A 12,899-nucleotide genomic window follows, 5' to 3' on the forward strand; every position below is an offset into this window, starting at 1 on the left:
ATGACATGGGAGCAGGCAGGCGCCTCTGACGACGCGCGTCAGCTGATGATTTGGGGCTTCCCGCAGGGCGAAGATCTGTGGCGGGTCAGTTGGTTCGGCCCCATCGCTTTCCCCAATCGATACACCAAGCGAAGCGAGCCCTCGGTGCTGGTGCACCTCACCAAAGTGATCGACCCGCAGGCTTTGGTCGACCCCACTCGCCCCATCACGCCTGCCAGCACGTCAGCCAGATCCGTCAAACGGTGGCTCTCCATAGGGCAGGCCGTGCTGCTGCGCATCGGCGACCTTTGGCAAGGCCAGAAGTGGCACAGCCGCCCTGCCCAGCAAGGAGAGAAGTTTCCGGACCTGGAGATCTCAAAGGAAACGACAGTCATCATCAAGGCAGGCTCCAGCCTGGAGTCCGGCGGCTATCTCATTCCGATGGGAGAGCACCCTTGGCACATGGAGAACACCCACTCCTACTGCCTGCGGGTGGCGCTGGGTGGTGGGCGATTTCTGGTCCTGCCAGCCATGGAACTGATCCGGTTCTATTTCGGGTCCTCCAGTGTGCTGTTGAGCAAGCTCTTCAGTCCCCCGCTGCAGAAGGAACACCTGTTCTCGAATTTCCGCAGAACCCTGCTGGGCCGACACATGTTCCTGGACATCGCGGATGGCATTCCCAAGCAAAGTGCCGCAGACATCGCCAGGATGGCCGGGGACAACAAGGCATGGTTTGCCGCCATGAACATTGGCCGGTCGTGCCTAGAGGCCTCGACCAGAGGGGCGGATGCCTATCCGGTGGGCTTGTTCCCTTTCGAAGGCAAAACAGACCTCACCGTCAGCGGGCAGTGGCTGTCTCAGGACTGGGTTGCAGGCCAGACATTCCTGGTGTTCCGGATCCTGTCCTGCTCCCACGAGTTTCCGTTCAACAAACTCACGGTGAGATGCGGATCGAAACCTAAGCGTGCGAGCCGCAGTGTGCGGCCCGCAATGGGTGAGGCAAAGGCCGCGCCGTTCGCAGGGGCTGTGCGGCCACAAAAGCCCCGGCTGGTGAATGAGGATGGCTCTCCCCAACTGAGTCGAGGCAGCTACCAATTTGAGTCGGATCGAGCGTTTCCAGATCTGCTTCGAAAGCCTGTGGTACGGCAGGTTCGGCTGCAGGCGGCAGGGGGCGTTGCTGTTCACGGGAGCCCTGCCGTTTCGGAGCTTGCCACCGGGAACGAGACATCCTCAAAGCGCGTGAGGACAGTGACGCTGGCGGAAAAGGTGGGCGGCAAGACAAAGGCGCCACCGGAATTCCTACAACCGATCTTGGACGCATTTCTTCAGCTCGAAGGTGTCGAGGCCCACCTGCTTACGGACAGCGAAGATGATGGCTGGACGATTCCGATGACGACACTCATCGACGAGGACGGCGTGATTGAGTCCCGGCTCATGATCGAGGCGCCTGGAGCGATGCGGCCTCGCCGGCTCGCTGCCTTTTTGTTGGGCAGCCAGTCAGACCGCTTGACCACAGTGTTCATCGAGTCAGAGCCGCTCTTCCCCTTAGCCTACCCGGCAGAACTTTGCGATGCTGAAGAGGCACATGCAACCCTGGTGTGCGCCGCCAAAGACTTCTTGCGTCGGCTGGACCTCCCGCAGCAGGGGTTCTCCATCGCCATGGGCAGCGGTCCATCATCGTCTTCGGCCGAAGCCATGCGCAAGTGGGCCAGCGATTACTTTCAGCAAGGCACTGATCCGGATCATGATGATTCAGGCGTGGCTCGTGACACCATCCACGGTGAGTCTGGCCCGAATTAGCATCGGCTTCGTCGAAAACTCCGCCTGCGATCGACTCATGTCAAGATGAAGTTGGAGTATCCACGTAGTATTTGAGCGGACCAAGTTGCCTGTCAGAGTCTAATGGCGCAGATTTCAGTAAAGGGCAGCAATCATCGCTTGATGGATGAAGACCAACCCTGCTCCAGTTGCCTGCGCATCTGAGCACTTTCCGCTTCCAAGCTGTCTTTGGGCAACTGCTTCAAGCACTCCGCCAGCTCTTGCGCACTCATGGGCGGCGGCGGCGCTTGATGGCCTCTGGCCTGCGCTGCCTGCCCGTCCCAGGCAAAGGGGTTGCTGAAGCGCGATGCATCGGGTTTGCAGTCGTTTTTGTAAAGCGGTGGGCCATCGGTTTCATAAGGCTGGAAGGACACCGTTCTTTGAAACACCAGGGGCTTGCCGGTGGGCGTGGGCGGCAGGGGTGGCATTTGTTGAATCGCTTGCCGCGCCAACTGCTCGGCCTTGGCGGAGGTGCTCCACAAAGTGTCCAGTCGGGCCAGGCGGCCATCCGGTGCAATCTCCACCTCAAAACGCACCGCGCCTTGGTCTGGCCCTTCCACGGCCGTGCCCATCAGGCTGCGCACATGCTGGCCCCAATTGTGTCGATAGCGCTTGCTGTTCTTCAAGGTGTACTGCCCGGCCATGGCCCATTCTTCGGTGCTGGGCGTGGCCGGAGCGGCCAGCGTGGCTGGCGCCTTTTTCAGGGTGTCGGCCAGTGCGATGGGTGGGGGTTCGACAGGGCGCTCTATCGCTGCCGTGGGCGGCTTGGCTTGGCGCTTGAGCGGGGGCCGACTCATCGGCGGCGCAGGTGGCGGTATGGGCGTAGCCGCCGGCAGGATCATCACCACTTCGTGCTGAGCCACGGGAAGGGGCACACGCACCGCTAAGCGATCTACCCCGATACCCCACAAGCCCCACGCATGAACCGCCACCAGTAGCGCGGCCAGCAAGAGGCGAAGAGGACGGGGGCTCAGCATGTCAGAAGGTCAGCGTTTGACTCATCATTCTAACAATCATTAGAATGACTGGATGGAAAAGCGCGAACTCAAAGACCTGCTGTACGAACAAGTCGCCCGCATCGGCAAAGCTGTGGCCAGCCCGAAGCGGCTGGAACTGCTGGAGCTGCTGGCCCAGGGTGAGAAGTCTGTTGAAGTCTTGGCACAGGAGCTGTCTGTGGACATCAAGCTGGCCAGCGCACACCTCAAGTCATTGAGGGGAGCGCGCTTGGTGAGCGCTCGCAAGGAGGGCAAGTACGTGGTCTATCGGCTCTCTGGGGGGGACGTGGCGGGCCTGTGGGTCACCTTGAGAGGAGTGGCCGAGTCGCATCTTCTGGAGTTGCGCATGGCCTTGAATCAGATGGTGGCTGAGCCCGGCACCTTGACCCAGCTCGACCGTCAAACCTTGATGTCTCGTGCAAAGCGTGGCGAAGTGGTGGTGATCGATGTGCGCCCCACAGAAGAGTATGAGCTTGCTCACCTGCCCTTTGCGCGCTCTATGCCGGTGGACGAAATTGCCAGTCGGCTCGCTGAGCTCCCCAAGAACAAGGACATCGTCGCCTATTGCCGTGGACCCTTCTGCCTGTTCTCGCAAGAGGCCTATCAGTTGTTGAGTGCCAAGGGCTACCGCATCCACAAACTGTTGGATGGCGTGAGCGAGTGGCAGGCGGCGGGCATGCCGCTGGCTCAGTCGCACTGAACTGCCCACACCAGCAAATACACCCCAAGAGAGGCCTTTCATGTTCTTCAAGCAACTGGCGGCCCGTGAGGCCTCCTTGTCCTATTTCTTCGGCTGTGCGGGCTTGGGCAAGGCCGTCGCGGTCGATGTGCTGGCAGGTGATGAAGATTGGTTCATCGCTCAGGCGCAGCACGCAGGCGTGGCGATCACCCATGTGATTGACACGCATGTGCACGCAGACCACTACAGCGGTGGTCGAGCGCTGGCGCGTAGGGCATCGGCGCACTACTGCTTGCACGAATCGGCACGAGACATCGTTGCCTTTGACTTTGAGCCGCTCCGAGACGGCCAGAGATTAGATGTCGGCAATGTCAAGATCGAAGTGCTCCACACCCCAGGCCATACCTTGGACAGCATGTGCCTGCTTGTCAAAGACGCTCGTCGCGGAGACGCGCCTTGGTTTGTCGTGACGGGGGACACTTTGTTTGTGGGTGCTGTGGGCAGACCGGATCTGGCGGGGCGAGAACGTGACATGGCAGGCTTGCTATGGGATAGCCTGCACAACAAGCTACTGACATTACCCAACGAAGTTGAGGTTTATCCAGGGCACCAAGCGGGCAGTGCCTGTGGCGCAGGGCTGTCTGGAAAGCCGGCCTCCACCATTGGGTTCGAAAGGCGCTGGAACAGTGCCCTCAACATGGATAGAGGCAGCTTTGTTGAACAACTCGTAGCCAGCATAGGACCGCGGCCTTCGGATATGGACGCCATAGTGGCTGCGAACACCTCTGCCTAATGCACTCGCCAAAAACAACAGCCGTGCTGCTTCGAGGCATCTCGGCCAACCGTGCCCAGTTCGGACATTGGCTGCTGCAGGTGCTACTGGTAGGTCTCACGCTAGGTATGACCCGCACCGTGTTGCCCGCTGTGGCAGAGGCTGAGTTCGGGGTGCCGAAAAACTCGTTTCTGCTACTAAGCACCTTGGTGATGGCTTTTGGCGTGGTCAAGGCCATCATGAACTTTGTGGCGGGGCGGCTTTCTGAGCGAATTGGCAGACGGCGAGTTTTGCTGCTGGGGTGGTGGTTTGCCTTGCCCATTCCGCTGATCCTGGGCTTGGCGCCCAGTTGGGCGTGGGTGGTCGCAGCAATCGCTCTGCTTGGCGTTAACCAAGGCCTGACATGGTCCATGACGCAAACCGCCAAGCTGGACATCACTCAGCCCAGCGAGCGCGGTTTAACGCTGGGGCTTAATGAATTTGCAGGATATGTGGGTGTGGCCTTGGCAGGACTGTTGACGGCTTGGATGGCCACGCTCTGGGGTGCACGGGAAGGTCTGATGGTCTTTGGCATCGGGGTCACCTTGGCTGCTCTCTGGCTTTCAACCTTTTATGTGCAAGACACCTTATCTTGGGCACGAGTGACACCACCTGCACTGAGTACGCACGACAGCCCTGACCCCTCGCCAGAGCCTCCCAGCACCTGGGAGGTGTTCACTCTGATGAGTTGGCGGGATGCCCGTTTGCTGGCGCTATGCCAAGCTGGCTTGGTCGAAAAATTTGTTGATGCGCTGGTGTGGATCGTCTATCCCATTTATCTCCTGAAGCAAGGCTTGAGCCTGCCCGAGGCCAGCGCTGTGATTGGCGTCTATGGAATGGTCTGGGGGGTGTCGCAGTTGATCACCGGCCGGTGGTCAGACCGCTTGGGGCGTCATCGGCTGAATGTGGGAGGCATGTGGCTGTGTGGCATAGGCGTGGCCATGATGGTGGTGATGAACAGCTCGGGAGGATGGATGCTCTCGGCCGCGTTGACCGGTTTTGGCATGGCCATGCTCTACCCCAACTTGTCTGCAGCTGTGGCAGACATTGCACCGCCACTGTGGCGAGGCTCGGCCATCGGTATCTACCGCTTTTGGCGCGACCTCGGCTACGCTTTGGGTGCTCTGGGCCTGGGCTTGTCGGCTCACTTTGCTGGGCAGTTGGAGTCCGCTTTTTGGTTCGTAGCGCTGTCCATGGGGGTGTCGGGAGCGTGGCTGGCGTGGAGAGGAGAAGAGACGCACCCTAGTTTTGGATTGCCGAAGCGCAAGGTCAGCAAGCGAGTGGCGTAGATCGATAATGACAATTCACGTATTCGAAACAACGAATATTTAAAGGCACATCGACCATGAACAGACCCTTCTTCGCCTTCGGCCAGACCCTGCCCGACATCGCCATTCCTGTGCTCAATGAGCGCGCCGTGCGTGCGGCTGCCGGCCTCTTGTTCCTGGGTGGCATCGTCGCCTTCATGAATGCTTGGCTGATTGGGAATTTCGGCCCCACGCGGGTGTTCGTGCTGGCCTTCCTCATGGACTTCAGCATCCGCCTTTTCGTGAACCCGCGCTATGCCCCCAGCTTGGTGCTGGGGCAGTGGATGGTGCGGCGTCAACAGCCCGAGTGGACGGGCGCGCCACAGAAACGGTTTGCCTGGGCGATTGGGTTTGTGCTGGCGGGGGTGATGGCCTTTTTAGTCATTTTGAAGGGCCTGGTCGGTCCTCTCAACCTTCTCGTGTGCGCCCTGTGCTTAACGCTGATGTTCTTTGAAACAGCGTTTGGGATTTGCATCGGTTGCTGGGTGTACAACCGATTTAATGTCGAGCAGGCCAAGCTTTGCCCGGGCGGGACCTGCGCTTACGAGCCCTCTGAGCATGAGCGCCAAGGCTGGGGCCAACTGGCCGCCGTCGTGGTTGCTGTCGCTGCTGTTGGAGGGCTGGCGCCGCTGGTGGCGCCGGACCATATGCCTGCGGCGCCGACCGTCGAAGCAGCAAGTCCCGCTATCCAAAGCAAGCCACAAGATGCCGCAGAGGCTGAGCGCTGCAAAGTGCCTGAGTTTGCAAAAGCGATGGGCCATGAGGAAAAGTGGAAGCTCCACAATCACTGCGAATAGGGGATCACATGTCGCCCGCACGCTAGAAGCGCAAAGGGACGACGTCGGGGTCTTGCGCCCACTAGCCCGTTGTGCGGCTTGGGTTCAATACTTCACTGCCGGGGCAATGGTGATGGGGCCGCGTGGGCATTCCATTCGGCACGAACACCGAATCCAGCGATTTGCGCGCTAGACGCACAACTTTGTCAAAAGCATCACATTAGAAGTGCGGAGATCAACTGCGTACGCCCTACAGATATTGCATCGCTAGCTTTGCTCTTCTGGAAGATGGGCTTCGGCGCCTTGGCAGCCGCAATGAAGCAGCCCCGGTTGCGAAGTGCCCTGCAGCCATTCAGTATTCTGATGGGCTGAAGCAAGATGGCAGCTATCCATCAATGGCGGTGTGAATGATGCAAGTCCGGCGCATGCGCATGATGATGCGTGACCGCACAGTGTCTATGGGGATGGCTGTGTGCACCAACGGGCATGTGCTCATGGACATGGTCATGGTGACCATCGTCGTGCATGTGCGCATGGTCATGTTCCAGGGCCTCATGAGTGTGCTCATGCGCATGTGACTCGGCGAGATGCACAAGCACACCCAGCAGCATCAAGGTACTGCCCAGCACCATCCACACGCTAAACCCGCGCTCGCCCAGCGCCACAGCCAGGGCCGCGCCAATGAACGGAGCGAACGCAAACACTGAGCCCGTACGGGCAGCACCAAATGCGCGCTGTGCCAAGAGGTAAAAGCGCAGACTCAGCCCATAACCCGTGCCCCCAATCGCCAGCAACGCGCCGGCACTGCCCCAAGAGGGCGCTGGTTCACCCAGCCACCAGGCCAGCCCTCCCGTGGTGGTGGCGCCAAGCACCGCCTTGCCCAACACCACTTGGCCAGGGTCTCGGTCTGCCAAAGCCCGCGACAAGGTGTTGTCGATGCCCCAAGAGACCGTCGCACCCAATACGGCCAAAAGGCCAACCATTTGAGCAGTCCCGGCCTGACTTTGATCGATGACCAACATAAGGCCACCAGCCATCAAGAGGCCCATGGCGGCCCAGACGCGGCGATCCATGGTTTCTCGATAGAGCAGCCAAGCCAGCAGGGCGGTGAACAAGGCCTCCAAGGTCAGCAAGAGCGACGCGCTGGTGCCGCTGGTGTGCTGCAGCCCCCAAGCCAGTGCCACCGGGCCGACGCCCGCCCCGAACAGCGCCATCAGGGCCAGCCTTGGCAGATCGGTGCGGGTCAGTCGTGCTTCCAAATGCTCTGGCCGCCGTGTCCACAAACCTACGAGCGCTGCACCGGCGTAAAGCAATGACGCGGTGGACAAGGCCCCCAGACCGACACCCGCACTTTGTACCAGCGGCGTGCTGATACCAAATAGGGCGGCGGCAACCAGGGCTGTGGCAGCGCCACGTACCGCGGGCCAATTGTGCGAAAAGCTACTCATGAAGGATCGCGGGCAAGTGGAGGTCAGGGAGGCATTTCGGGCTCATGCAGCTGACTTTCAGATCAACCGATATCAGCAACAAGGCGAAGGCCCAAGGCGCGCTCACGCGATGCGGCAGCGCTCCCTTGTTCTAGCCGGTAACTGCTACCCCACGACCAGACCGAGCCGATCAGTTCAACAAACACCACCTCGCCCGCTTTGCCGGTAACCTCAAGGGCAGTGTTGCCCTCGTCCCAAGCGGCTGCGAGTTTGTTTGTGCCAGGCGTCAGGCGCAGTCGGACGAACGACTCGGGCACGATCGTGACTGCCGAGCCCTGGTTCGGTGTGAGCCGCACCACGTTCTTGGCATCCCCCCAGCGCTTGCGCACCACGTAGACGGTGAGCAGACCGGGCGAGGGTTCAAACCGCTTGGCATCTGCTTCAGCCTGCATCGTTGGGATGGGCGCGGTTGTGCAGGTCTCGTTGCGGCGCAGCGACTTGCCCACTGAATAGCAATAGGTGCCGTCAGTGTTCGCAGGGCGCAAGGGCTTGTTCATGCAGCCGGCCAAGGGCGTCAACCCCGCCACCAGCAAGCCGGTCAGCACACCCCTGCGATGGGTCAGAAGAGTTTGGCCCATGGCTATTCCCTTTACTTGAGGACGAAGCGTGCTGTGCCAGCGGGCTTGCCAGCGATGGTGACGACGGCGACGGCTTTGGTGCCTGGTCCGACCTTGAAATTGCCCATCGCCTCCAGCTTGTCCCCGGAGGGCTTCAGCTCAAGCTCTTGCTTGTCGGTGCCGTTCAGCAAGGTCAGCTTGGCGCTGGCCTTGCTCACGTCGGCGGCCTTGCCGTGATCCCGTAGGTGCAACTGGATGGTGGTGGGCTTGGCCACCAGCTCATAGTCCATATCCTTGACCTCAACCACCACACCGCCGTGCATGGGCTTGTGTTCGTGGGTGTGGTCACCAGCGGCAAATGCCGAGCCGGCCAGGGTCAGCGCCAGGGCGGCCAAGAGTGCTTGCTTGTTCATAAAAGTTCTTTCAAGAGAGTGCATTGAGGGAAAACAAGATGGCGGGCGAACCCGCCACCAGAGGGATCAAAGGGCCTCGGCGTCCTTGCTGTCCATCAGCGCAGCGGCAGGCTTGCGGCCGAAGAGCCAGAACATCGCGGGTGTGAGGAAGGTGTCGAGCAGCGTGGAGCTGATCAGGCCGGAGAAGATGACCACTGCGACGGGGTGGAGCACCTCCGTACCGGGCTGTTCAGCCTCAAACAGCAAAGGCGCCAGTGCGAAGGCCGTCACCAACGCCGTCATTAGGACAGGGCTGAGCCGCTCCATCGAGCCGCGCAGGATCATCTTGTGGTCAAAGTTCTCACCCTCGAAGCGCATCAGGTTGATGTAGTGGCTGACCTTCAGGATGCCGTTGCGCACGGAGATGCCTGCCAGGGTGATGAAGCCCACCAGAGCGGCCACGCTCAGCGGCTGACCCGACAGCCACAGGCCGATCACCGCACCCACCAGGGCCAGCGGGATGTTCACCATGATCAGCGCCGCCAGCACGCCCGACTTGTAGCGGCTGAACAGCACCACGAACATCAGCGTCAGCGAGACGATGCTCAGCAGACCGACTAGACGAGAGGCTTCCTCCTGTGCCTGGAACTGTCCGCCCAGGGTGATGAAGTAGCCCTCGGGCAGCTTGGTGTTGGCCACCACGGCGCGGATGTCGGCCACGATCTCCGACAAGGCCCGCCCTGATGCGTTGGCCGACAGCACGATGCGCCGCTTGCCATCGTCACGGCTGATCTGGTTGGGGCCGTCACCGTCTTCGATGGTGGCGATCTTGGACAGCGGGATGCGACCGTTGGGCGTTTCGATCAGGATCTGGCCCAGGCCCTCAACGGATCGTGCCGATTCCGGCAGACGAACCACCAACGCAAACCGCCGGCTGCCCTCAACGATCTGCGTGACCTTCTCGCCTTCGACCAGGTTCTGCAGCGTGGCCAGCACCTGGGGCGCCGGCACGCCGTACTGCGCGGCCGCGGCGTAGTCCACGCGCACCTTGATCTGGGGCGCCAGCACCTGCTTCTCAATCTGCAGGTCGGCGACGCCCGGGATGGCAGCCAGCTTGGCGCGCAACACGTCGGCCTGGCCACGCAAGGCGTCGAGATCCTCGCCAAAGATCTTGATGGCGATCTGCGAACGCACACCCGACAGCATGTGGTCGATGCGGTGCGAGATGGGCTGGCCGATCTCCAGCGCAGCCGGTATGTTGACCAGGCGTGCGCGAATGTCGGCCTTGATCTCGTCCATGGTCCGCGTCAGCTCGGCCGTCGGTTTGAGGCCCACGTCCAGCTCGCTGACATGCACACCCTCGGCATGTTCGTCCAGCTCAGCCCGGCCACTGCGCCGGCCGACGTGCGTGACTTCCGGAACCTGCTTGACCAGTATCTCGGCCTGACGGGCCAGGGCTGAGGTCTCAGCCAGCGTGACACCTGGGTTCAGTCGCAGGCCGATCAGCAGCGTGCCTTCACTGAAAGGCGGTAGGAAGGTTGTGGGGAAGAAGGGCACCGCCGCTGCCGCCACCAGTACGGCAGCGCCCGCAGCCACCAGGGCCGCCTTCGGTCGATCCAGTACGGTGCTCAGCCCGCTGCGGTAGCGCGCTTTCAGCCAGGCCAACAGCCGCGTGTCGCCGTGGTCCAGCCTTTTCATGCGAGGCAACAGGTAGTAGCTGAGCACCGGCGTCACCGTCACCGACACCAGCAGTGAGGCCAGCGTCGAGACGATGAAGGCAATGCCCAGTGGCACGAAAAGCCGACCCTCCAGCCCCGGCAGGGCGAACAGCGGCACGAACACCAGCACGATGATGACCGTGGCGTAAAGGATGCCCGAACGTACCTCCATCGACGCACGGGCAACAACCTCGATTGGGTTCAGCCGGTGCTCTGGGTGCTTGAGACGGTCTTCCTTCAGACGCCGCATGATGTTTTCCACATCGACCACGGCGTCATCCACTAAGCCTCCGATTGCGATCGCCAGCCCGCCCAGTGTCATCGTGTTGATCGACAAGCCGAAATATCGGAAGACCAGCGCGGTGACAAGGATCGACACTGGGATGGCCGTCAGTGCAATGATGGTCGGCCGCAGGGTGCCGAGGAAGAAGAACAGGATCACAGCCACAAACACCGAGGCGCCAATCAACTTGCCTTGCAGCGTCGTGATCGAGGCTTCGATGAAGCTGGCCTGTCGGAAAGTGACTTTGGGTGCTTGCATGCCGGGTGGCAATGAAGTCTTCAAGCCCTCCAGCGCCTCCTCGATGTTGCGCGTCAGCGCGATGGTGTCGGCCGACGGCTGCTTCTGGATGCCCAAGATCACGGCTGGCTGCCCCTCAAAGCCGGCGTCCCCCCGCTTGGTGGCAGCGGTAAAGGTCACGTCGGCGATCTGACGCATCAGGATGGGCTGGCCGTCTTTAGCCGTGAGCGCGAGGTTCTTAAGGTCATCCAGCCTGGAGGTACGGCCCAAATTGCGGATCAGATACTCACGTCCGTTCAGCTCCAGAAAGCCACCCGAGGTGTTGGAGGAATAGCCCTTCAGTGCCGCTTCCAGTTGCTCGTGCGTGATGCCCAACTCGGCCATGCGTACGGTGTTGGGTTGGACCTGGAACTGCCGGACTTCACCACCAATGGGAATGACTTGGGCCACGCCCTGCACCGACAGCAGGCGCGGGCGAAGTACCCAGTCAGCGTACTCACGCACCGCCATGGCCGAAATCTTGGTGGTGTCCACCGGGATGGCGATCTGCATGATCTCGCCCATGATCGAGCTGATCGGCCCCATGCGCGGCAATACGCCTTCGGCGATTCCCTCCTCCATGGCGGCTAGTCGCTCGCTGACGAGCTGTCTGGCCCGAAAGATGTCGGTGTTCCAATTGAAAGTGACGTAGATGAAAGACAGACCGGCTGACGACGTGGAGCGAATGGTCTCCACACCGGGCAAGCCGTTCATGGTCGTCTCTAGCGGGAAGGTGATGAGTTGTTCTACCTCTTCGGCAGCCATGCCGCCCGCCTCGGTAATGATGGTCACCGTGGGCTTGTTGAGGTCAGGGAACACGTCCACCGGCGTGCGCGTCAGGGTGAAAGCGCCGTAGGCCATCAGCACCACGCTGGCGATGATCACCAGCAGGCGGTTACCCAGGCTGTTGTCGAGTAGCCACTTGAACATGTCAGCGCACCTGGTTAATCAAAGTGGCGCCTTGCGTGGCCACTTGGTTGCCAGGCTTGAGGCCCGCGGTGATCGACACGCTGAGGCCATCCAGCGGCTCCGTGGAGACCGTACGGGGCTCGAATCGTTCCGGTGCGACCTTGACCCAGACGATGGTCTGGTTAGCGGGGTTCTTCATCAACGAAGAGACCGGAACTGCAAGACCCTTGACCTTTTCCTTGGTCTGCACAAAAACACGCACAGGCTGGCCGACTGCGAGGCTGGAAAGGTCAGCACCTTGCGCCCGGAAGCCCAGCGGCAAGGCTTGCTCTCGCAAGCTGCGTGCGGCGCCCATGAATTCCAGCGGAACGCGCTTGTCACCAATGGCCAGTGTGGCGCTGCCAATATTGGTCGCCAGCGCAGGGTCAAAGGCTAGAGCCTCAATGCGCAAGCGGCTCGAGTCGACGATCTCGAAGACCAATTCACGGGCGTCCACCACCTGTCCCGCCACTGCATGGGCCGAGGCGATGACGCCAGAGACTGGTGCCATCAGGGCCTCGCGGGTCGTCAAGCCACTGCCTATGGCGGATAGGCGTTCGGCCAGACTGGCCGCCTCGCTTTCTGCTGCCTCGATGTCTTTGCGTGGCACTGTGTCAGATAGCTCCTTCAAGCGGGCCAAGCGCTTATCAGCCAATGATTTGGCTGCGCGCAGCTCTGCCAGTTGAGAGGACTGATTGGAGCGCTCTATGGGTGCTGTGGCGGGCACAACCCAAGCCAGGACATCCCCTTTGCGTACGGACTGTCCCGGGTTGGGCAATCCACGCGGGCCGGGCTCAATGCGGCCTGCGTTCAGAGGTTGCACTTTCCCGCCAGCGTTCGGGTCCATCAGCACCTTTGCCGTCAGCTCTACGG

General features: G+C 61.1%; 11 protein-coding genes. 5 read left to right on the top strand and 6 right to left on the bottom strand.

Annotation, left to right across the window (positions count from 1 at the left end):
- Entirely contained in the window at positions 1–1,779 is a 1,779-nt protein-coding gene (locus tag KAK11_RS21420) for a hypothetical protein (protein WP_210811651.1), read from the top strand.
- A 131-nt stretch (positions 1,780–1,910) separates the two neighbouring features.
- Here the strand turns inward: KAK11_RS21420 and KAK11_RS21425 are convergent, their stop codons facing one another.
- Complete coding sequence (locus KAK11_RS21425; protein ID WP_246499217.1) at positions 1,911–2,774, bottom strand: energy transducer TonB family protein; 864 nt, start codon at positions 2,772–2,774, stop codon at positions 1,911–1,913.
- Positions 2,775–2,826: 52 nt separating this feature from the next.
- Here KAK11_RS21425 and KAK11_RS21430 point away from each other — a divergent pair, with 52 nt between their 5' ends.
- From KAK11_RS21430 to KAK11_RS21445, 4 genes are read left to right on the top strand one after another with little or no spacing between them, the layout of a single operon-like run.
- On the top strand, positions 2,827–3,492 hold the full coding sequence (locus tag KAK11_RS21430; RefSeq protein ID WP_210811653.1) for an ArsR/SmtB family transcription factor: 666 nt from the start codon (positions 2,827–2,829) through the stop codon (positions 3,490–3,492).
- A 40-nt stretch (positions 3,493–3,532) separates the two neighbouring features.
- Positions 3,533–4,264: an MBL fold metallo-hydrolase gene (locus tag KAK11_RS21435; protein ID WP_210811654.1), complete on the top strand. Its 732-nt coding sequence runs from the start codon at positions 3,533–3,535 to the stop codon at positions 4,262–4,264.
- Positions 4,264–5,571 carry an MFS transporter gene (locus KAK11_RS21440; RefSeq protein WP_210811655.1) on the top strand — a complete coding sequence of 436 codons (1,308 nt, stop codon included), beginning with the start codon at positions 4,264–4,266 and terminating at the stop codon, positions 5,569–5,571. The genes KAK11_RS21435 and KAK11_RS21440 overlap by 1 nt, the downstream gene beginning before the upstream one ends.
- A 56-nt stretch (positions 5,572–5,627) precedes the next feature.
- The gene (locus tag KAK11_RS21445) at positions 5,628–6,386 is read left to right on the top strand and encodes a DUF4395 domain-containing protein (protein ID WP_210811656.1); all 759 of its coding nucleotides are present in this window, start codon (positions 5,628–5,630) and stop codon (positions 6,384–6,386) included.
- 371 nt (positions 6,387–6,757) lie between these two features.
- On the opposite strand, the gene KAK11_RS21450 is transcribed toward KAK11_RS21445, so the two are convergent.
- From KAK11_RS21450 to KAK11_RS21470, 5 genes are all read right to left on the bottom strand, one after another.
- Entirely contained in the window at positions 6,758–7,813 is a 1,056-nt protein-coding gene (locus tag KAK11_RS21450; protein ID WP_210811658.1) for a DMT family transporter, read from the bottom strand.
- 62 nt (positions 7,814–7,875) lie between these two features.
- Positions 7,876–8,349, bottom strand: a complete 474-nt coding sequence (locus KAK11_RS21455; protein WP_210811659.1) for a hypothetical protein — start codon at positions 8,347–8,349, stop codon at positions 7,876–7,878.
- A 92-nt stretch (positions 8,350–8,441) separates the two neighbouring features.
- Positions 8,442–8,822 (bottom strand): hypothetical protein, encoded by a 381-nt coding sequence (locus KAK11_RS21460; RefSeq protein ID WP_210811661.1) that lies wholly within the window; start codon positions 8,820–8,822, stop codon positions 8,442–8,444.
- A gap of 66 nt (positions 8,823–8,888) precedes the next feature.
- On the bottom strand, positions 8,889–12,008 hold the full coding sequence (locus KAK11_RS21465; protein WP_210811662.1) for an efflux RND transporter permease subunit: 3,120 nt from the start codon (positions 12,006–12,008) through the stop codon (positions 8,889–8,891).
- Position 12,009: 1 nt separating this feature from the next.
- Positions 12,010–12,899, bottom strand: an 890-nt coding sequence (locus tag KAK11_RS21470) for an efflux RND transporter periplasmic adaptor subunit (protein ID WP_246499219.1), incomplete at its 5' end; no start/stop codon positions are given.

The organism is Ideonella paludis (assembly GCF_018069865.1).
In the GTDB taxonomy this organism is placed as follows: Bacteria; Pseudomonadota; Gammaproteobacteria; order Burkholderiales; family Burkholderiaceae_C; genus Ideonella; species Ideonella paludis.

Coding starts and splice junctions, on each gene's coding strand:
- KAK11_RS21420 (WP_210811651.1), top strand. CDS start 1: ATGACATGGGAGCAGGCAGGCGCCTCTGACGACGCGCGTCAGCTGATG.
- KAK11_RS21440 (WP_210811655.1), top strand. CDS start 4,264: ATGCACTCGCCAAAAACAACAGCCGTGCTGCTTCGAGGCATCTCGGCC.
- KAK11_RS21445 (WP_210811656.1), top strand. CDS start 5,628: ATGAACAGACCCTTCTTCGCCTTCGGCCAGACCCTGCCCGACATCGCC.
- KAK11_RS21425 (WP_246499217.1), bottom strand. CDS start 2,774: ATGCTGAGCCCCCGTCCTCTTCGCCTCTTGCTGGCCGCGCTACTGGTG.
- KAK11_RS21455 (WP_210811659.1), bottom strand. CDS start 8,349: ATGAACAAGCCCTTGCGCCCTGCGAACACTGACGGCACCTATTGCTAT.
- KAK11_RS21465 (WP_210811662.1), bottom strand. CDS start 12,008: ATGTTCAAGTGGCTACTCGACAACAGCCTGGGTAACCGCCTGCTGGTG.
- KAK11_RS21430 (WP_210811653.1), top strand. CDS start 2,827: ATGGAAAAGCGCGAACTCAAAGACCTGCTGTACGAACAAGTCGCCCGC.
- KAK11_RS21450 (WP_210811658.1), bottom strand. CDS start 7,813: ATGAGTAGCTTTTCGCACAATTGGCCCGCGGTACGTGGCGCTGCCACA.
- KAK11_RS21435 (WP_210811654.1), top strand. CDS start 3,533: ATGTTCTTCAAGCAACTGGCGGCCCGTGAGGCCTCCTTGTCCTATTTC.
- KAK11_RS21460 (WP_210811661.1), bottom strand. CDS start 8,822: ATGAACAAGCAAGCACTCTTGGCCGCCCTGGCGCTGACCCTGGCCGGC.